22 protein-coding genes are annotated in these 19,120 nt (G+C 71.7%); 5 read left to right on the forward strand and 17 right to left on the reverse strand.

Features of this window, described 5'->3' with window-relative positions; genetic code table 11:
* Positions 1–13: 13 nt before the first annotated feature.
* Entirely contained in the window at positions 14–943 is a 930-nt protein-coding gene (locus tag ACIP84_RS30915) for a hypothetical protein (RefSeq protein ID WP_401802276.1), read from the reverse strand.
* 79 nt (positions 944–1,022) lie between these two features.
* On the opposite strand from ACIP84_RS30915, the gene ACIP84_RS30920 reads away from it, so the two are divergent.
* Together ACIP84_RS30920 and ACIP84_RS30925 are read left to right on the forward strand one after the other, a co-directional pair.
* Entirely contained in the window at positions 1,023–1,217 is a 195-nt protein-coding gene (locus tag ACIP84_RS30920; RefSeq protein ID WP_055601380.1) for a DUF3046 domain-containing protein, read from the forward strand.
* A gap of 360 nt (positions 1,218–1,577) precedes the next feature.
* Positions 1,578–2,762 carry an AI-2E family transporter gene (locus ACIP84_RS30925; protein WP_355959769.1) on the forward strand — a complete coding sequence of 395 codons (1,185 nt, stop codon included), beginning with the start codon at positions 1,578–1,580 and terminating at the stop codon, positions 2,760–2,762.
* Between the two features lie 33 nt (positions 2,763–2,795).
* On the opposite strand, the gene ACIP84_RS30930 is transcribed toward ACIP84_RS30925, so the two are convergent.
* The 4 genes from ACIP84_RS30930 to ACIP84_RS30945 form a co-directional block, all read right to left on the reverse strand.
* A complete protein-coding gene (locus tag ACIP84_RS30930; protein WP_401802279.1) occupies positions 2,796–3,575 on the reverse strand; it encodes a cytochrome d ubiquinol oxidase subunit II in 780 nt (259 codons plus the stop codon).
* Between the two features lie 52 nt (positions 3,576–3,627).
* On the reverse strand, positions 3,628–4,998 hold the full coding sequence (locus ACIP84_RS30935) for a cytochrome ubiquinol oxidase subunit I (RefSeq protein WP_401802282.1): 1,371 nt from the start codon (positions 4,996–4,998) through the stop codon (positions 3,628–3,630).
* 166 nt (positions 4,999–5,164) lie between these two features.
* The gene (locus ACIP84_RS30940; RefSeq protein WP_355959717.1) at positions 5,165–5,833 is read right to left on the reverse strand and encodes a response regulator transcription factor; all 669 of its coding nucleotides are present in this window, start codon (positions 5,831–5,833) and stop codon (positions 5,165–5,167) included.
* Positions 5,830–7,173 (reverse strand): sensor histidine kinase, encoded by a 1,344-nt coding sequence (locus ACIP84_RS30945; protein ID WP_401802284.1) that lies wholly within the window; start codon positions 7,171–7,173, stop codon positions 5,830–5,832. The genes ACIP84_RS30940 and ACIP84_RS30945 overlap by 4 nt, the downstream gene beginning before the upstream one ends.
* Positions 7,174–7,253: 80 nt before the next feature.
* Between ACIP84_RS30945 and ACIP84_RS30950 the strand changes: the two genes are divergently transcribed.
* Entirely contained in the window at positions 7,254–7,694 is a 441-nt protein-coding gene (locus tag ACIP84_RS30950) for a hypothetical protein (RefSeq protein ID WP_401802287.1), read from the forward strand.
* A gap of 56 nt (positions 7,695–7,750) precedes the next feature.
* Here the strand turns inward: ACIP84_RS30950 and ACIP84_RS30955 are convergent, their stop codons facing one another.
* From ACIP84_RS30955 to ACIP84_RS30970, 4 genes are all read right to left on the reverse strand, one after another.
* Entirely contained in the window at positions 7,751–7,999 is a 249-nt protein-coding gene (locus tag ACIP84_RS30955; RefSeq protein ID WP_401802290.1) for a hypothetical protein, read from the reverse strand.
* Positions 8,000–8,175: 176 nt separating this feature from the next.
* A complete protein-coding gene (locus tag ACIP84_RS30960) occupies positions 8,176–8,724 on the reverse strand; it encodes a DUF3291 domain-containing protein (RefSeq protein WP_401802293.1) in 549 nt (182 codons plus the stop codon).
* Positions 8,725–8,756: 32 nt separating this feature from the next.
* Complete coding sequence (locus tag ACIP84_RS30965; protein WP_401802296.1) at positions 8,757–9,473, reverse strand: helix-turn-helix transcriptional regulator; 717 nt, start codon at positions 9,471–9,473, stop codon at positions 8,757–8,759.
* Between the two features lie 217 nt (positions 9,474–9,690).
* A complete protein-coding gene (locus ACIP84_RS30970; RefSeq protein WP_355959704.1) occupies positions 9,691–10,296 on the reverse strand; it encodes a GPP34 family phosphoprotein in 606 nt (201 codons plus the stop codon).
* 422 nt (positions 10,297–10,718) lie between these two features.
* Here ACIP84_RS30970 and recA point away from each other — a divergent pair, with 422 nt between their 5' ends.
* Both recA and recX read left to right on the forward strand, forming a co-directional pair.
* Positions 10,719–11,855: a recombinase RecA gene (gene recA, locus ACIP84_RS30975; protein WP_355959701.1), complete on the forward strand. Its 1,137-nt coding sequence runs from the start codon at positions 10,719–10,721 to the stop codon at positions 11,853–11,855.
* A gap of 4 nt (positions 11,856–11,859) precedes the next feature.
* A complete protein-coding gene (gene recX / locus ACIP84_RS30980; RefSeq protein ID WP_355959699.1) occupies positions 11,860–12,426 on the forward strand; it encodes a recombination regulator RecX in 567 nt (188 codons plus the stop codon).
* 43 nt (positions 12,427–12,469) lie between these two features.
* Here the strand turns inward: recX and ACIP84_RS30985 are convergent, their stop codons facing one another.
* The 8 genes from ACIP84_RS30985 to ACIP84_RS31020 form a co-directional block, all read right to left on the reverse strand.
* The gene (locus ACIP84_RS30985; protein ID WP_401802299.1) at positions 12,470–12,886 is read right to left on the reverse strand and encodes a rhodanese-like domain-containing protein; all 417 of its coding nucleotides are present in this window, start codon (positions 12,884–12,886) and stop codon (positions 12,470–12,472) included.
* Positions 12,883–13,461, reverse strand: a complete 579-nt coding sequence (locus ACIP84_RS30990; protein WP_401802605.1) for a cysteine dioxygenase — start codon at positions 13,459–13,461, stop codon at positions 12,883–12,885. The genes ACIP84_RS30985 and ACIP84_RS30990 overlap by 4 nt, the downstream gene beginning before the upstream one ends.
* A 130-nt stretch (positions 13,462–13,591) precedes the next feature.
* On the reverse strand, positions 13,592–13,678 hold the full coding sequence (locus tag ACIP84_RS30995; protein ID WP_311605579.1) for a putative leader peptide: 87 nt from the start codon (positions 13,676–13,678) through the stop codon (positions 13,592–13,594).
* Positions 13,679–13,710: 32 nt separating this feature from the next.
* Positions 13,711–15,504 carry an FAD-dependent monooxygenase gene (locus ACIP84_RS31000; protein WP_401802302.1) on the reverse strand — a complete coding sequence of 598 codons (1,794 nt, stop codon included), beginning with the start codon at positions 15,502–15,504 and terminating at the stop codon, positions 13,711–13,713.
* 226 nt (positions 15,505–15,730) lie between these two features.
* Positions 15,731–16,621 carry an amino acid ABC transporter permease gene (locus tag ACIP84_RS31005; protein ID WP_355959688.1) on the reverse strand — a complete coding sequence of 297 codons (891 nt, stop codon included), beginning with the start codon at positions 16,619–16,621 and terminating at the stop codon, positions 15,731–15,733.
* Positions 16,618–17,292 (reverse strand): amino acid ABC transporter permease, encoded by a 675-nt coding sequence (locus ACIP84_RS31010; RefSeq protein ID WP_319320383.1) that lies wholly within the window; start codon positions 17,290–17,292, stop codon positions 16,618–16,620. Before ACIP84_RS31010 ends, ACIP84_RS31005 begins: the two co-directional genes overlap by 4 nt.
* 119 nt (positions 17,293–17,411) lie before the next feature.
* Complete coding sequence (locus ACIP84_RS31015) at positions 17,412–18,233, reverse strand: glutamate ABC transporter substrate-binding protein (protein ID WP_401802305.1); 822 nt, start codon at positions 18,231–18,233, stop codon at positions 17,412–17,414.
* Positions 18,234–18,287: 54 nt separating this feature from the next.
* Entirely contained in the window at positions 18,288–19,073 is a 786-nt protein-coding gene (locus tag ACIP84_RS31020; RefSeq protein ID WP_323185813.1) for an amino acid ABC transporter ATP-binding protein, read from the reverse strand.
* Between the last annotated feature and the right edge of the window lie 47 nt (positions 19,074–19,120).

The raw sequence follows: 19,120 nt of genomic DNA on the forward strand, positions 1-19,120 counted from the left end.
GGCGGTCCGGAGGTCATTCGATCGGGCGGCCGTGGGCGCGGAGCGTGCGGAGGGCCTCGACCGTGATCATCGGGCGGCACTCCAGAGCCGTGCCGGGGGCCCAGGTGCGCCAGCGGATCGGCCAGCCCCCGTCCTCCTGCTGGTCGGCCGCGAGCCGGTCGAGCGAGCGGGTCATCTCCTCCTCGGTGAACCAGCGGGTCGCCAGGGAGTCCGGCACGCGCGCGTAGTCGTGCGGGAAGTGCAGCTCCCCCGGCGCGTACCCGTCCGACACCGGGTAGTCCTCCTCCTGGTCCGGGTCCAGTACGGCGAGCCGCTGCTCCCGGACCATGCGGCCGAGGCGATCGGCGGCGGCCTCCGCACGCGCGCGGTCAGGGGCCCCGTCGAGGAAGGCGACGGCCGCCTGCACCTCGTACGGATGGGACTTCTCCAGGGACTCCACCGCCGACCAGCAGAACTCGGTCGCCCGGAAGAGCCACGCGTGCCAGACCTGGTTGCGATGCAGCACCCCGACCACCGGCCCGGTCGTGAGCAGCGCGCTCGGCGGGGAGTCGACGACCGGGACGAACGGCGCGGACGGATAGGCGCGCTGCGACGGGTGGATCGCCGGCAGCGCGCCCTCGTGGGTGGACACGTCCGTGAGGTAGCGGCAGATCCGCTCCACGCGCAGCCCGCCGCAGCGGCCGATGGAGTCCAGCACCCGCAGCCCGTGCGCGGTGTGCAGGGGCTGGCTGACCGGCCCGCGGAGATCGGGTTCGAGTGCGTGGCCGTAGCCGCCGTCCTCGTTGAGGTACGCCGAGAGGGCCGTCTCCACCTGATCCGCGCCACCGCGCAGGAAGTGGTAGGCGAACCGGCGCTGTTCCAGGACGCGGGCCGTCAGCCAGATGAAGCGCTCGGCACGGGCCAGGGGGCTCGCTGACGGGGAGGAGAGTGGTTTTTCGGCCATGCTCCGACCGTAGGGCGGAAAGTCGCGGTGACAAGGGCTACGGAGCGGGCTGCACTCTTGGGAGCGTGATACTGGGGTCATGCGGTTGACGATTTTCTGGGAACGGATGGCGGACCACTTCGGTGCGTCGTACGCCGAGTCCTTCGCGCGTGACCACGTGATGGCCGAGCTCGGAGGCCGGACGGTGCACGAGGCGCTGGATTCCGGCTGGGAGACGAAGGACGTGTGGCGGGCCGTCTGCGCGGCCGTCGACGTACCCGCCGACAAACAGTGACCCCCTCGGTCGCGGCCGGTGACCGAAGGGGATGTGGGGGGTCCGGGGTGGAATGTCCGTGCGGTGCGCGAGACTGGCGGGGTGGCTCCTCCGACTGACGACATCGACGGCCCCTCCGACTCCGACGGCACCGACGGCTCCGACCTGACCGCATCGACGGATCCGACCGTCCCGAACGGGTCGGCCCGACCGGCTGGACCGGCCGGACCGGCTGGGTCGACTGGAGCGGCCGGGCCGGTCGCCTCGGCCGGATCGGCCGGGGCGACCGGATCGGCCGGCTCCGTCGTCCCCGCGACGGCGACCGGTGGCAGAGGCGACGACGGCGGCCGCGCGGCCGTGCCCGCCGCCGAGGCGGCCCGGATGCCGCGGTGGCTGCCGCGCGCGATCATCCTGGCCCTCGCGCTCTACTCCGTCTTCCTCCTCGGCAGCTGGGCCTTCCACCAGCTGGTCGGCCTCCTCGTCAACATCCTGCTCGCCTTCTTCCTCGCCCTCGCCATCGAACCGGCGGTCGGGCGCATGGCGGCGCGCGGGATGCGCCGGGGGCTCGCCACCTTCCTCGTCTCCCTCGCCGTCCTGATCTTCAGCGTCGGCTTCGTCGTCCTCCTGGGGTCGATGCTCGCCGGCCAGATCGTGGACATGGTCGAGAACTTCCCCAAGTACCTCGACTCGCTGATCAACTGGATCAACCAGACCTTCCACACGGACCTGTCGCGGGTCGAGGTCCAGGACAGCGTCCTGAGCTCCGACTGGCTGCAGAAGTACGTCCAGAACAGCGCGTCCGGCGTTCTCGACGTCTCCGCCACTGTCCTCGGCGGCCTGTTCCGGCTGCTGACGATCTTCCTGTTCGCGTTCTACTTCGCGGCCGACGGGCCCAGGCTGCGGCGCGCGCTCTGCTCCGTCCTGCCGCCCGCCCGGCAGACGGAGGTGCTGCGGGCCTGGGAGATCGCGGTCGACAAGACCGGCGGCTATCTGTACTCGCGCGGGCTGATGGCCCTCATCTCCGGTGTCGCGCACTTCGTGCTCTTCGAGATCCTCGGGGTGCCGTACGCGCCCGCGCTCGCGGTGTGGGTCGGTCTGGTCTCGCAGTTCATCCCGACCATCGGCACGTACCTGGCCGGCGCGCTGCCGATGCTGATCGCCTTCACCGTGAACCCCTGGTACGCGCTGTGGGTGCTCGGCTTCGTCGTGATCTACCAGCAGTTCGAGAACTACCTGCTCCAGCCGAAGCTCACCTCGAAGACGGTGGACATCCACCCGGCGGTGGCCTTCGGCTCGGTCATCGCGGGGACGGCGCTGCTCGGCGTCGTCGGCGCGCTGATCGCCATCCCGGCCGTCGCCACCCTCCAGGCCTTCCTGGGCGCCTATGTGAAGCGGTACGACGTGACGGACGACCCGCGCGTGCACGGTCACCGGCGGTACGGGGAGGCCGTGGTGGCGCGGCTGCAGAAGGCCCTTCACCACAAGAAGGAGAAGGAGAGGGAGGCCGCGCAGGACCGTCCGGCCGAGGAACCCGGGCCCGGGCGGTCCCGGCCCGAGGACTCCTGAGCCCACGCCTCGGGTGACTCCTGGGCCCGCGCCTCAGAGGTACGACGGTCCGGTGACCCGGTGCCGGAAGGTGTGCCAGATCCACGCCTGGACGGCCACGAGCAGCGGCGTGACGACCAGCAGGGTGGGGACGAGCAGGGCGAGCGTGGCGGCGGACGCCGCCCGTTCGGTCAGCGGCAGCGCGGTGCCCGCCCAGAGCGGCAGCCCTCCCATCAGGACCGCGGTGAGAGCGAAGGACTGCCAGGGGCGCCCGGCACGTCCGACCAGCCTGCGGGCGCGCTCGTACGGCAGTCCCGTGAGCCGGAGTGTGGCGAAACCGAGCCCGTGCGCGGCGAACAGCGCGGCCACGGCGAGCGCGGTGAGGAGGGCCGTCGCGCCGGTCGCGGGCGTGTACGGCCGTCCGGTCAGCAGGGCCGCGAGCAGCCACCCCCAGGACAGGGCGACGGTCCAGCTCCCGCAGGTCACCCCCGCGTCGCAGGCCGCGCGCCAGCGCGGACCCGGACCGCGGACGCGGGACCAGAGTCCGGCGTCGCGGGCGATCCAGCCGGCCAGCAGCGCCACGAGGACCGGGAACTGGCCGCTCAGGAGCTCGCCTTCGAGGGCGGGAAAACAGCCGACGAGGACGCCGACGGTGGCCACGAGCCAGACCTCGTTGCCCAGGAAGAACGGGGCGAACGAGGCGAGGACCAGCCGCCGCTCGTGGTCGTTCCGGCCGAGCCAGGGCGTGAGCATGCCGGTGCCGACGTCCGCGCCCGCGAGGACGAACCAGCCCGCCGCGAAGAAGGCGAGAAGGGCGATGGCCAGGGTCTCCACAGGGACTCCGAGGGCAGGGGGCAGGGGGGAGGGGGAGGAGGGGGCCGACGGTTCAGTAGCGGGGGGCCGGGAGGGCGTCGGCCGGGTCGGGGGTTCCGCCCTCGCCGTCGTGGCCGTCCCCGTCCCCGCCCCGGTCGCGATCACGGTCGCGGTCGCCGTCACGGTCCCCGCCCCCGCCCTCGGCGGGACGTTCGTCGTGGCCGAGTCCGGCGTCGACCGGGCCACGGCGGGCGTGGCGGGTGAGGAGCCAGGCGTTGAGGACGGCGAGCAGGGCGAAGACCGTGGTGAAGACGGTGAGGGAGAGGCGCATCGTGCCGGGGGAGAGATCCGAGACCGCGTCCTCCGTCTTGAGCAGTCCGTAGACCACCCAGGGCTGCCGTCCGGACTCCCGGAACACCCAGCCGCTGATCATCGCGATGTACGGCAGCGGGACGGCCGCCATCAGAACGATGTGCCACAGGCGGAACCGGAAGACGACCTTCCTGAAGGCGGCCAGGATCACCCCGGCGAAGCACAGGTACATCATCAGCGCGAAGCAGATCAGCATCACCAGGGCGCCGCCCCGGGTCCACGCCTCCGAAGGCACGTGGTCACCAGGCCCGAATCGTTCCGTCAGCTCTGCCTGGACCCGCGCGATCTCCGCGGTCTTCCCACTGAACACGGCCGACTTCATCGGCTGGAAGGCGTCGATGACGGCGAACTGCACCCCGCCGAAGACGGCGGTCACCATCAGCGCGGGCGCCGAGAGGAAAACCCCGATCCGCAGGCTGCGACCGAAGAACTCCCACTCCGGGCTGCGCCGGAACAGGTGGTACGCGCTCACCCCGGCCATGAAGAACCCCGCTGTGAGCAGCGCGCCCGCCACGATGTGACCGAAGGCGAGCAGCGCGGAGGGGTTGGTCAGCACCGCGACCGGGTCGTCGAGGACGAGCTCGCCGTTCTCGGAGCCGTACCCCACGGGGTGGTTGAGGAAGCCGTTGGAGACGAGGATCCAGTACGCCGAGACGTAGGCGGTCAGGACGACGATCCAGATCGCCGCCAGGTGGGCCCAGCGGTTGAGCCGGTTCCAGCCGAAGATCCACAGGCCGAGGAAGGTCGACTCGACGAAGAACGCCACGATCGTCTCGACGGCGAGCGAGGCCCCGAGGATGTTGCCCGCCTCGTGGGTGAGTCCGCTCCACGCCATGCCGAACTGGAACTCCATCACCAGACCGGTGACGATGCCGACCGCGTAGTTGATCACGTACAGCTGGCCCCAGAACCGCACCATGCGCGCGTGGAGCGGCTTCCGGCTGAACGTCGCCCGTGTCTGGAGCACGGCGACGACGGTCGCGAGCCCCAGGGTGAGGGCGACGAAGAGGAAGTGGCCGCCCGCAGTGAGAGCGAACTGCAGCCGCGCGAGATCGAGTACGTCCTGGTTCACCCGATCAGCGTCGGCGTACGGTCAGGCGGCAGGCGTCACCCCCGGGTGGACAGTGGCCGTACCCCGGCGGTTGTGCCCGCCCACGCGCGCGTACCCCGTGAGTTGTGCGGAGCGGTTCCCGCCCCCTAGGGGGCGGGGCGCCGCTGCCGAGCCGGCCGGCCCCGGGTCAGGCGAGCCAGCCCGGCGTGATCATCCCCGACTCGTACGCCAGGATCACCAGCTGCGCCCGGTCCCGGACGGCCAGCTTGGTCATGATCCTGCTGACATGGGTCTTCGCGGTCGCGGGGGACAGGACGAGGCGGCCGGCGATCTCGTCGTTCGAGAGCCCGGCGCCCACGAGGCCGAGGACCTCGCGCTCCCGCTCGGTGAGGGCGTTGAGCCGGGGGCTCGGGTCCGGCTGCCGGTCGGCCCGGCCCGCGAACTCGGCGATCAGGCGGCGCGTCACGGCCGGGGCGATCAGCGCGTCGCCGCGCGCCACGACCCGTACCGCGTGCAGCAGTTCCATCGGCTCGGTGTCCTTCACCAGGAAGCCCGACGCGCCCGCGCGGAGCGCCCCGTACACGTGGTCGTCCGCGTCGAAGGTGGTCAGGATGACCACCCGCACCCCTTCGAGCCGCTCGTCGGAGGTGATGCGGCGGGTGGCCTCAAGGCCGTCGAGGACCGGCATGCGGATGTCCATCAGGACCACGTCCGGGCGCAGTTCGCGGGCGAGCGCGATCGCCTGCTCCCCGTCCCCGGCCTCTCCGACGACCTGGAGGTCGTCCTCGCCGGAGAGGATCGACCGGAAGCCGGCCCGGACCAGGGTCTGGTCGTCGGCGAGCACGACACGGATCATCGCGGGTCCCTCTCGGACTTGGCGCTGTCGGAGGCAGTGGGTTCGGACGTGGTCGGTTCGGGCGTGGTCGGTTCGGACGTTGTCGGTCCGGGCGTGGTCGGTTCGGACGTGGTCGGTTCGGAAGCGGTGGGTTCGGGTGCGCCGGGTCGTGGGACCGGCAGTCGGGCGTCCACCAGGAAACCTCCGCCGTCCCCATTCCGGGCGGTCAGTTCGCCGCCGAACGCCCGGGCCCGCTCGGCCATGCCCCGGATACCGCTGCCGAGGGCACGACCCTCCGGCGCGCCCTCGCCGTCGTCCGCAATCCGCAACCGCACCGCGTCCGTGCCCCAGTCGAGGGTGATGCGGACGGTCCTCGCGCCCGCGTGGCGGGTGACGTTCGTCAGCGACTCCTGCACGATCCGGTACGCGGCAAGGTCGACGGGCGGCGGAAGGGGCACGGGCGTGCCCGTGACGTCCGTACGGACATCGAGGCCGGCACTACGCGCGCGTGACGCGAGATCGCCGAGGAGCGCGAGACCCGAGGACGACGGGGCCGTGGGCGTCGGCTCGTCGGTGCTGCGCAGGACCCCGAGGGTGGCCCGCAGCTCGCGCAGCGCGTCCTTGCTGGTGGCCTTCACCGCCTCCAGGGCCTCGGTGGCGGTGGCGAGCCCGGCCTCCGGCGCGGGCCCCTTGCCGAGGCGGTGGAGCGCGGCACCCGACTGGACGTTGATCAGCGAGATGCTGTGGCCGAGCACGTCGTGCACCTCCCGGGCGATCCGCAGCCGCTCCTCGGTGGCGCTCTGCCGCGCCCGGGCCTCCTGCTCCCGCTCGGCGGCCAGCGCCCGCTGCTCCGCCTCGTGCAGATAGGCGATCCGGGTGCGCTGGGCCCGGCCCACCGCGACGAGGCTGATCAGCCAGCCGGCCAGCATGACGAGCGAGGTGTCGTCGATCTGCCGGTGGCCCGGCCGCTGCCGGATCTCGCCGAGCCCGACCGCGAGGAGGGTGACGGCGGCCAGGGCGACGGCGGCGGCGAAGCGGCCCTCCGCGGCGGTCGTGTACAGCGCGAGCGCGAACGCGATCATCAGCGGGCCGTCCTGGGCGGACAGCGGGTAGTAGGCGACGCAGGCGAGCAGCGTGACGACGGAGACGGCGACCGGGTGCCGCCGCCGGAAGTACAGGGCTCCGCACCCGATCAGGATGAGCACCCACCCGAGCACCGTACGGATGGCGGGCTCGCTCGCGTACCGCGCGGAGACGAGCGTCCAGACGGCGACGACGAGGAGGACGACACCCGCCACGACCGCATCGGCGGCCTGTGGCGAAAGACGCCCGCCGCCCGGGGAACGGAGGGGGAGGAGCATGCGTCGAAGGATAGGCGGGCGATGGTTCGCGGGGGCGACAGCGTGCGGGCCGGGGGGCTTGGCGGGCTTGGGGGGCTTCGATGATGTTCGGGTACTCGGACGAGTGGTGGGCGTTGTTGTTCGTGCCCGTGGTGCTGTGGGTGCCGTTCGGGCCGTTCCTCATGGGGGGAATGGGGGTGTGGTGCGCCCGGCGGCCCGGGTGGTGGCCGCGGGTGTGGTCGGTGCTGCTGCCGCTGGTGCCGGTCGCGGTCTCGGCGGCCGTGATCATCCTGCCCATGGACGGGTGGGACGACCCCAAGCGCGGTGAGGACGTGCTCGGTTACGTCCTCGTGTACGTCCTGGGGATCACCGTGCTGCCCTGGCTGCTGGGGTACGGGATCACGCGGGTGGTGCGGGGGGTACGGGCGCGTCGGGAGCGGCGGCGGGGACGGGAGTCAAGGTCGGAGCCGGAATCGACTCCGGAGCCGGAGCCGATGATGGCCAAGGACCAGGACCAGGACCCGGACCAGGACTTTGGGTAGGAGCAGACCCAGGACCTGGACCTGGGGCAGGGCCGGGGCCGGGGCGGTACGGAGTCCTAGGCGGTCATCAGGGGGTTGGGCACCGGGAAAGGTAGTGCGGCGCGGTGCCTTCCGCGCGGAGCCGGCGGGAGAGCAGATTGGTCATGCCGCCGTACGGAGCGTCTCGGGAATCGGCTTGGCGGCCTCCGCGTCGCGGAAGACGGACTGGACGGGGTGCCGTGGGCGTCCACGGCGATCAGGGTGTTCTGCAGATGGCACTCCACGACGACGCCGAAGCGGGCGAACGCCTTCAGGACCGGTGCCACGACGCACCGGAGATACGCGGCCCACTAGGGCCGGGGACCGGCGATCCGGTCGAGGGGGCTCCCCGGGAAGCCCTCACGAGGACGGCGCAGGTCTCGAAGAGACTGTCCACCGCGCGGTAGCCCGTACTGATCCCGTGCACCGTGGCAGGGCCGTCAACTTGGTTCGCCGGGACTCCTCAGCCGACGCGCGAATCCCCGGCAGGCGCCGCCTCGATGTGCTCTGCGGCCTCGATGTGCTCTGTCGGTTCGGAGTGCTCTGCGGCCTCGGTGGCGCTGTAGGAGGAGGCGAAGGTGAACGCGCGCGGGGACGGGCCGTTCGTCCGTAGGTCCGCCAGCCGCTCCAGGGCCTCGGTGACGCTCGGGACGTGTCCGGCGGGGACCCACCACAGCACCAGGTGCGACTCGACGTGCCGTGCGAACCACTCGCGCCGCCGCCGCATCACCTCGAGGTGCCCGCTGCGGTAGGCGAAGTCCCACAGGGCCTCCTGGGTATCCCAGACAGACAGGTTGACGATGACGTCCTCGCCCGCCGGGCGCAGGGCGGTGGCGTCGGCCGCGCCGTCCTCCACCAGCCGCCACACGAAGCCGGGTGTGCCGTCGGCGGCGGCGTTGACCGGGTCGAGCAGCTCGACGAACGGCGCCAGGCGCGGGTCGTCGAGGGGGTGGAGGAGCGTGGCGACGTTGAGTTGGGCGAGGTGGGCGGCGGCGTGCGGGGATGCGGTCATGACCTCATCCCAGCACGGCGGCATTTTCTATGTCAATGATTGTTGTTTTTAGAATCCTCGACCACCACGCAGCACTCGCCCGGCCGGGCGTCCATGCGCGCGCGTACGGCGCCGTCCGCGCCCAGGAGGCCCTCCAGGAGGGCGAGGTTCATGCCGCAGACGAGCGGTGGGAAGCGTTCGGCGACGGCGTGGAAGGGGCAGTTGCGCATACGGAGGGTCGTGCCGGCGGTGTCCTCGGCGGACTCGGCGTCTGTGGGGTCCTCGGCGTGCTCGGCTGCTTCGAGGTGTGGTTCGTAGCCGCGTGCCGCCAGCGTCTTCATGGCCTCCTCCAGGCCGCCGCAGGGTGCCGCCGGGCCCCGCAGCTCCTCGCCCCGGCGGCGTGCGGCCGCGAAGAGTCCGGCGTCGAGCCCGGCCTGCTCGGCGGCCTCGGCGAGCAGCTCGGCGGCGGTGCGGTAGTCGCGGGCCGGCAGGGACACCGACCGCTCGGCCCGCGCCCGCGTGTAGACCTTGGCGGGGCGGCCGGCCCCGGGCCCCGAGCGGCCGGTCAGGCGGCGGCTGCCGCTCTCCAGGAGCCCGGCGCCGGCCAGCTTGTCCAGGTGGTGCGCGGCGAGCGTGCGCGCCACCCCGGTGGCCTCGGCGGCCTCGTTGCGCCCGACCTCGCGGCCCTGTGTCACCACGTACTCGTACAGGCGGCGCCGTACCGGGTCCTGCAGCATGGCGATCGCGTCGATGTCCTGCGTGTCCTCCATTCGGCCATTCTAGGAACAACGCCTGTTGGAGATAGAAGCCGGACAGGAGGCAGGAGGCAGGAGGCAGAAGACAGAAGGCGGTGGAAGTCGAGGGTCGAGGGGGAGGGCCGCGCCTTCCGTGACTGCCTGGCTGGCGTCGGTGCCCTGCTGCCGCGACCGGTACCGGCTTACGGCACCGAGGCCGGTGCCGGGGTCAGGGCATGGACCGGGACAGGGCTCAGGGTCCGCGCCAGATGTTGGCGAAGGCGGTGTTCTCGATGGTCCGCCTCTGGCGTACGGCTTCGAGTTCCATCACGGCGTCGTGGACGACGGCGACCACGGTCGTCACCGCCTCGTCGTCGAGGCCGGGTTCCTCGTCGGATCGTCCGCTGCCGATGCCCACGGCCGAGGCGAGGGCGGCCAGGACGGGTTCGTTCTCCTCCCAGCGGCCGGCGGCCCGGCGGCTCGCGGGCGTGTCGGCCGGCTCCACGCGCTCCGGCCCGAAGGGCAGCAGGCCGCTCCGCTTCCGCGTCAGCTCACCGGCGCCCTCCAGCGCGGTCCGGTACGCGGCCGAGAGGTCGCGGCCGCGGCGCCACAGCCAGTCCTCGACGAGCTCGTACGGCTCCTCGCGGGAGAGTGCCGCCGCGGCCTCGCCGAGGAGCCGGTCGTCCGGCGCCGACGGTTCGCCCGGCACGATGCGGTCCTCGTCCACGGCGACGGCCCCCGTGCCGAGGAGGTCGATCAGCTCGGCTCCCGCGAGGGCGAGCGACAGGTCGCCCTGGCCCACGGAACGGTCCGACCTCGGGTCCATGGCGATGATGAACAGGTCTTTCGCCGTGGTCATGAAGGCTCCCCTCGGAACATCGACAAAGGTGCGTTCCCACCTCGCCCGGCCCGCCCTGTCCAGGAGCGGTCGGGTGCGAGGCGACTGCCACGATCAGTATCGCCCCCGCCCGCGCGTCCGAAGCCCGGCCATGGGGAGGGGACTTCCGCCGACTGCCGCGCCCCTCCCGCCGGTCGTCGTGACCGCGGGTCGTCGACGGTGATCACGGGGTCGCCGGGCCGTCGCGACACGGCGGCGTGTCACCCGAGAGTGTGCTTGACACTGAAATCGAACATCCATTCTCATGGAAGTCCGGTCCTTGGAATCTCGGGATTCTCGCCGAGTTGTCCACAGGCTGGAGGGGACGTCGGTGCCCATTGTCAGTGGCAGGGGTTAGCGTCTTTCACATGAAGCGATCGACTCAAGCAAACCGGGTGGAACCCATGGCAGGAACCGACCGCGAGAAGGCGCTCGACGCCGCGCTCGCACAGATTGAACGCCAATTCGGCAAGGGCGCCGTGATGCGCATGGGCGACCGCACCCAGGAGCCGATCGAGGTGATCCCGACCGGATCGACCGCCCTCGACATCGCCCTCGGTGTCGGCGGCCTGCCGCGCGGCCGTGTCGTGGAGGTCTACGGCCCGGAGTCCTCCGGCAAGACGACCCTGACCCTGCACGCGGTGGCCAACGCCCAGAAGGCCGGCGGCCAGGTGGCGTTCGTGGACGCCGAGCACGCCCTCGACCCCGAGTACGCCAAGAAGCTCGGCGTCGACATCGACAACCTCATCCTGTCCCAGCCGGACAACGGCGAGCAGGCCCTCGAGATCGTCGACATGCTGGTCCGCTCCGGCGCCCTCGACCTGATCGTCATCGACTCCGTCGCCGCGCTCGTCCCGCGCGCGGAGATCGAGGGCGAGATGGGTGACTCCCACGTCGGTCTCCAGGCCCGACTGATGAGCCAGGCGCTCCGGAAGATCACCAGCGCGCTCAACCAGTCCAAGACCACCGCGATCTTCATCAACCAGCTCCGCGAGAAGATCGGCGTGATGTTCGGCTCGCCGGAGACCACGACCGGTGGCCGCGCCCTGAAGTTCTACGCCTCGGTGCGCCTCGACATCCGCCGTATCGAGACCCTCAAGGACGGCACGGACGCGGTCGGCAACCGCACCCGCGTCAAGGTCGTCAAGAACAAGGTCGCGCCTCCGTTCAAGCAGGCCGAGTTCGACATCCTCTACGGCCAGGGCATCAGCCGCGAGGGCGGTCTGATCGACATGGGCGTGGAGCACGGCTTCGTCCGCAAGGCCGGTGCCTGGTACACGTACGAGGGCGACCAGCTCGGCCAGGGCAAGGAGAACGCCCGCAACTTCCTGAAGGACAACCCCGACCTCGCCGACGAGATCGAGAAGAAGATCAAGGAGAAGCTGGGCGTCGGCGTCCGGCCCGAGGCCGCCAAGCCCGAGACGGCGACGGACGCGGCCGCCGCCGCGGACACCGCCGGCACGGACGACGCCGCCAAGAGCGTCCCGGCACCCGCGAGCAAGACCGCGAAGGCGACCAAGGCCACCGCGGTCAAGAGCTGAACCAGTGACCGGTCGCACCGAATGGCCGGGTGACAGTCCCGACTCGTCGAGGGCCGAGAAGGAGCTGTCACCCCAGGACCCGGCTGAGCGGGCGCGGGCGATCTGCCTGCGCCTGCTCACCGGGAACCCCCGCACGCGCAAGCAGCTCGCCGACGCACTGCGCAAGCGGGAGATCCCCGACGAGGTGGCCGACGAGGTCCTCTCCCGCTTCGAGGACGTCGGGCTGATCGACGACGCCGCCTTCGCGGGGGCCTGGGTGGAGTCCCGCCACCACGGCCGGGGCCTCGCCCGGCGGGCCCTCGCCCGCGAGCTGAGGACCAAGGGCGTCGAGCCGGCGCTCATCCAGGAGGCGGTGGAGCAGCTCGACTCCGACCAGGAGGAGGCCACCGCGCGGGAGCTCGTCGCCCGCAAGCTGCGCGCCACCCGCGGTCTCGACCGCGACCGGCGCCTGAGACGGCTCGCCGGGATGCTCGCCCGCAAGGGCTATCCCGAGGGCATGGCCCTTCGCGTCGTCCGCCAGGCGCTGGAGGCCGAGGGCGAGGACACGGACGGGCTCGACGAGTCCTTCTGATCCCCGGGGGAGATCAGAAGGACGCGTCCCGTCCCGTTCGGGCTCAGCCCGCGGTCGCCGGCAGCAGCACCGGAAGGCCCGCCGCCTTCCAGGCCTGGAAGCCGCCGACCAGGTCGGTCGCCCGGTGCAGGCCCAGCCGGCGCAGGGACTCGGCCGCGAGGGAGGAGGCATAGCCCTCGTTGCAGAGGACCACCACCAGCAGGTCGTGGCCGGTCGCCTCCGGCGCGCGGTGGCTGCCCTGCGGGTCCAGCCGCCATTCCAGTTCGTTGCGCTCCACCACCAGCGCGCCCGGGATCAGACCGTCCCGTTCGCGCAGGGCCGCGTAGCGGGTGTCCACCAGAAGCGCCTCACCCGCCTCGTACGCCTCGTAGGCAGTCCGCGGCTCGATCCGGTCGAGGCCGGACCTGACCTGCTCCAGGAGCTCGTCGATGCCGACGCGGTCGTTGTCGCTGTCGCTCACTGCCAGTCCTCCGGGCGTTCGACCTGCTCGAGACGGAGCACCGCGCCCGTCCGGCTGAAGCGCCGGATCAGCGGGAGCGGCGGGTAGTAGGCGTGCACCGAGACGGCGTGGGTGTCGGGGGACTCGTTGAGCACCTCGTGCACATGGTGACGGCCGAAGGCACGGCCGCCGCCCTCCCCGAGCCGGCGGGAGCGGTCGAGGCCGTCGGCCAGTTCCAGGGTCTTCCAGCCGCTGGCCGGCAGCCGGACCGCCAGCGCGTTCTCGGTCAGGGTGCCGTGCGCGGTGGCGAAGGCGCCCAGCGACTCGGCGTGGTCGTGCCAGCCCGTGCCCGTGCCGGGCGGCCAGCCGATGAGCCATGCCTCGCTGCCGCCGGGGCCTTCGAGGCGTACCCAGGTACGGCCCTCGGGGTCGAGCGGCAGGGAGTCGACCAGTTCCCGGTCCGCCGCCGTACGCCGGACGAAGTCGAGCAGATCGGTCGCTGTCGGAGCGCCGGAGGGCGGGGCGGCGGGAACGCCGCGGGAGTCGGTGGAAGCGCCCGCCGAGGCGTCCGGGGACGCGTCGGCGGAGGCGCTCAGCGGGCGGGCGGGGGCGGGTTGAGACACGGGTGACCGTCCTGGGTTCGCTGAGAGCGCGCGACGGCAGCACGGCACACGGACGTACCTGGACGTACGGCGATGGCGGGGCGCGCGCGGGGAAGGGGCGAGATCAGCAGGACGGGCGACACACGCAGCCCGCATAGCGGACGAGGTCCATATGGACCCTCCGCCACAGGCGCACATCGGTGTCGGTCACGCTCCGGAGTACACCATGCGCGCCGATGGGAATCAATGCATGTCCGCTGTGCGGTCACTCCCCGTGGACACTTCGGCGGCCCCCACCTTCGCCGCGTCCTTCGCTCCGGCCTTCGCTCCGGCCTTCGCTCCGGCCTTCGTCCCGGCCGTCGCGCCCGCCTCGGTCCCGGGCTTCGCTCCGGGGTCCGTCCCGGTCTCCGGCACGTCCTCCGGGTCGTCGGTCGGCGAGCCGCCGCGGGCCGCGTCCGCCGCCGCGTACAGCCCCTCCGGGTGGACCCCGGCGAAGGCCGCGACGAGATGCCCGTCGGGCCGTACCAGCAGGACGGCGTGGGCGGGCGCGCCCGGGTAGGCCTCCGTGACCAGGACCTCGGCCTTCGCCGGGAGGGCGGCGACCGCCTCTTCCAGCCGGGGCATCACCCCGGCGCCGCGCCAGTGCCGCCGGTCCCACACCCCGGTGCCGGGGGCGACCAGGAGGACCAGGAGACGGCCCTGACCCAGCCGGTCCCGGAGTCGTACGGTCGTGCCGTCCGGGGCGGTCACGCGGACGTCCTCGACCGGGGCGCCCTCCGGGGTGCCGACGGGGGTCCGGCCCTCGGTGTACGGAGGCGCGAGGGGGGAGTGGGGGTACGCCGGGGGCGCGCCGAGCGGGCCGCGCCCCACGTGGCCGTCGGTCAGGAGGGCGTCGTGGCCGCGTGCGGCCCCCGGGAGGTACGTCCGCAGGCCGCCGCCGCCCCGCAGGACCGGCAGTGACTGGTCGGCGCCGCGCAGTCGGTGGGCGACGGCCGCGCGCCGCTCGCTCTGGTAGCTGTCGAGCAGCCGCTCGGAGGCTCCGTGGTGCCAGGTGTGGGCGAGTTTCCAGGCGAGGTTGTCGACGTCCCTCAAGCCCTCGTCGAGGCCCTGGGTGCCGACCGCGCCGAGCAGGTGCGCCGCGTCCCCCGCGAGGAGGACACGGTCGACCCGCCAGCGCCGGGCGAGCCGGTGGTGGAGGGTGTGGACGCCGGTGTCGATGAGTTCGTACGGGGGAGTCACGCCGTCGCACCAGCCGGCCAGGGTCTCGCGGATCCGGGCGACCAGCGCGTCGGGGGTGACGAGGTCGCCCCGGGGCGGCAGCAGCCAGTCGATCCGCCACACCCCGTCGGGCAGTGGCCGGGCGGTGATCTCGTCGGCGGCGCCGCGCCACGGCGGCTGGCGGTGCAGCAGGGCCTCGCCGGGCCAGGGGAGTTCGGTGCGGAGCGCGGCGACGGCGTGCCGTTCCACGGCCGTACGGCCCGGGAAGCGGATGCCGAGCAGTTTGCGCACGGTCGAGCGGGCGCCGTCGCAGCCGACGAGGTGGCTGCCGCGCCACCAGGTGCCCGCCGGGCCCCGGGTGTGGGCGACGACGCCGTCGCGGTCCTGCTCGATGGTGTCGAGGCGTGCCTCGGTGACGACCTGGATCAGCTTCTGGTGGGTGATGGCGGCACGCAGCCCGCGGGCGAGGGCGTGCTGCGGGATGTGCAGCGGCGCGGCCGGGGCGGAGGGCGCGGCGGGGTCCTCGGACCACTCCTCCGTACCGCCGAGTCCCAGGTCGAGGGTGAGGTGGCGGACCACCTGGCGGCGGCGCATGCCGCGCCAGCCGACCCAGCGGACTCCCTCGTCACGGAGGGTGGTGCAGCCGAGCCGCTCGACCATCGCGGCCGTGTCGGCGCGCAGCACGACGCTGCGCGCGGGGCGTGGTTCGTCCTTGCCCGAGCCCTCGTCGAGGACGACGCTGGGCACGCCCTGCGCGGCGAGCGCGAGGGAGAGCGCGAGGCCGACCGGCCCCGCGCCCACGATGATCACCGGGTCCACGGCGCGGCTCCTGAAGGCCGGACGGTCATGGGGGCAGCACATCTGAGTGTGGCACGAGCCCGGTGCTTGATCACAGACCGTATGCAACCCACTGAGGGTGCTTGCGTCAAGCGACGGGGTGGGCGCGGTGCGGCTGACCTGAAGTCAGTACCGTTCCGGCCCACCCCTGTTGTCCCACGGACCCCGTCGGTCTCACCGTTCACCGCCGGTGGGACCTGTCCCGGAGTCAGGCGCCGCTGATGGCGTCGCTCTTCACCTCGGTCGCGCCGGGCTGGGCCGGGATCTTCGCCGTCGCGGACTTCTTGCCCTGGCGCAGACGCTGCTCCAGGCGGCCTGCGAAGGTGGTCAGGACGAAGTTCAGGGCGATGTAGATCAGTGCGATGACCACGAGCGTGGCGATCGTGTTGGAGCCGTAGTTGGCCGTGATCTGCCGGTTCTGGCTGAGCAGCTCGGCGAAGCCGAGCAGGGCTCCACCGAGCGCCGTGTCCTTGACGATCACGACGAGCTGGCTGACCAGTGCCGGGAGCATCATGGTCACGGCCTGCGGGAGCAGGACGTACAGCATGGTCTGGCCCTTGCGGAGACCGAGCGCCACGGCCGCGTCGCCCTGTCCCCGGGGCAGCGAGAGCACGCCGGCGCGGACGACTTCGGCGATCACCGAGGCGTTGTAGAGCACCAGGCCGGTGACGACCGCGTACAGCGGGCGGAAGTCGGAGCTCACGGTCGTGAACTCCCGGTAGGCCTGGTTGGCGAACATCATCAGGAGCAGCACCGGGATGGCGCGGAAGAACTCCACGACGGCGCCGACGGGCACCCGGACCCAGCGGTGGTCGGAGAGCCGGCCGATGCCGAGGAGCGCGCCGAGGGGCAGCGCGATCAGGATGGAGAGCGCGGCGGCCTTGAGGGTCTCGACGAGACCGGGCAGCAGATACGTCGTCCAGACCTCGGAGTCGGTGACGAACGGGCTCCACTTCTCCGCGTCCAGCTGGTTCTTGTCGGCCAGGGCGGCGAGCACCCACCAGGCCACCAGGGCGAGGACCGCCAGGAAGACGATCGTGTAGAGGACGTTGCGCCGCTTCGCGCGCGGGCCGGGGGTGTCGTACAGGACGGAGCTCATCGCTTCACCGCCAGTCGCTTGGCCGCCCAGCCCAGGATGAGGCCGGTGGGGAGTGTGAGGACGATGAAGCCGAAGGCGAAGATGGCGAAGACCGTGAAGAGTGCGTCCGCCTCGTTCTCGATCATCTCCTTCATCAGGAACGCCGCGTCCGCGGCGCCGATCGCGGCCGCCACAGTGGTGTTCTTGGTGAGGGCGATCAGGACGTTGGCGAGCGGGGTCACCGCCGCGCGGAAGGCCTGCGGGAGGACCACCAGGGTGAGCACCTGGGTGAAGCTCATCCCCAGTGCGCGGGCGGCCTCGGCCTGACCCGGCGGGACCGTGTTGATGCCCGAGCGCAGTGCCTCACAGACGAAGGTGCCGGTGTAGGCGACGAGTCCGAGGACGGCGAGCCGGAAGCCGATGCCCTCGGAGCGCTCCCCGCCGAGCGTGATGAGCAGGGTCTGGTTGAGGCCCAGCAGGCAGGCGACGAGGACGACCGTCAGCGGAGTGTTCCGGACGATGTTCACGTACGCGGTGCCGAAGGCGCGCATCAACGGGACCGGGCTGACCCGCATGGAGACCAGGGCGGTGCCCCAGATCAGCGAGCCGATGGCGGAGTAGAGGGCGAGCTGCGCCGTCACCCAGAAGGCGCCGAGCAGGTCGTACTGCCCGGAATCAAGAAAGTCGAACACGATGCCCGCGCTCTCCCCTGGTGGTCGGTCGGTGTGAAGGCCGGTGCGTGGGCAGCGGCCGGTGCCGGTGTGGCGGCCGCCCCGCGCGGGGGCGGCCGTCACGGCCGGTGCGGGTCAGGTCAGTTCTCGACCTTCGGGGCGGGCTCGTACTTGTAGCCGGACGGGCCGAAGTGCTCCTTGACGAGCTTCTCCCAGGTGCCGTCCGAGACCATCTTCTCCAGCGCCTTGTTGATCTTGCCGCGGAGGTCGTCGTCGCCCTTCTTGACGCCGATGCCGTACTTCTCGTCGCTCATCCGGAGCCCGGCGAGCTTGAACTTGCCCTGGTTGGCCTTCTGCGAGGCGTAGCCCGCGAGGATGGAGTCGTCGGTGGTCAGGGCGTCGACGGCCTTGTTCTCCAAGCCGGTGAGGCACTCGGAGTAGCCGCCGAGCTGCTGGAGGTCGGCCTTCGGGGCGAGCTTGTCCTTGACGTTCTGCGCGGAGGTCGAGCCGGTGACCGAGCAGAGCTTCTTGGCGTTGAGGTCCTCGACCTTGGTGATCGAGCTGTCGTCGGCGCGCACGAGCAGGTCCTGGTGGGCCAGGAAGTACGGACCGGCGAAGTCGACCTCCTTCTTGCGCTTGTCGTTGATCGAGTAGCTGGCGACGACGAACTTGACGTCGCCGTTCTTGATCAGGTTCTCGCGCTCGGCGCTGGGCGCCTGCTTGAAGTTGATCTTGTCCTCGGCGTAGCCGAGCTCCTTGGCGACGTAGCGGGCGACGTCGACGTCGAAACCGGCGTACGTGCCGTCCGGGGTCTTCAGGCCGAGGCCGGGCTGGTCGAACTTGATACCGACGTTGATCTTGTCACCGTTGCTGCCCGAGTCCGACCCGGAGCCACAGGCGGTGGCGGTCAGCGCGAGGACGACGGCGGCCGCGGCGGCGGCAGGGGTGCGACGAAGCTTCATCGAGGAATGTCCCTTGGTCTAGAAGTGAGTGGGGAAGAATAGGCCCGAACTCACTCAGTGGTGAAGGATCTTGGAGAGGAAGTCCTTGGCCCGGTCGCTGCGCGGGTTGCTGAAGAACTCCTCGGGCGTCGCCTGCTCGACGATGCGACCGTCCGCCATGAAGACGACCCGGTTGGCGGCGGAGCGCGCGAAGCCCATCTCGTGGGTCACGACGACCATCGTCATGCCGTCCCGCGCCAGCTGCTGCATGACCTCGAGGACCTCGTTGATCATCTCGGGGTCGAGCGCGGAGGTCGGCTCGTCGAACAGCATGACCTTCGGGCCCATCGCGAGCGCGCGGGCGATCGCCACGCGCTGCTGCTGGCCGCCGGAGAGCTGCGCCGGGTACTTGTCCGCCTGGGTACCGACCCCGACCCGGTCGAGCAGGGCGCGGGCCTTCTCCTCGGCGGCCTTCTTCTCCGTCTTCCGGACCTTGATCTGGCCCAGCATCACGTTCTCGAGCACCGTCTTGTGCGCGAAGAGGTTGAACGACTGGAAGACCATGCCGACGTCGGAACGCAGGCGCGCGAGCTCCCTGCCCTCCGCCGGCAGCGGCTTGCCGTCGATGGTGATGGTGCCGGAGTCGACGCTCTCCAGCCGGTTGATCGTGCGGCACAGCGTCGACTTGCCGGACCCGGAGGGTCCGATGACGACCACGACTTCGCCGCGGCTGATCGTCAGATCGATGTCCTGGAGGACATGCAGTGCGCCGAAGTGCTTGTTCACGCCGGACAGTACGACCAGGTCGTCCGTGGCGCGCGGGGTGTCCTCGAGTTCCTTGGACACTGACTCTCCGCTCATCGGGCTCTAGCTCCGTCCTCCTCGGTTGGGGAGGACACTAGAGACCC

The organism is Streptomyces sp. NPDC088707 (genome assembly GCF_044752725.1).
Lineage (GTDB): Bacteria > Actinomycetota > Actinomycetes > Streptomycetales > Streptomycetaceae > Streptomyces.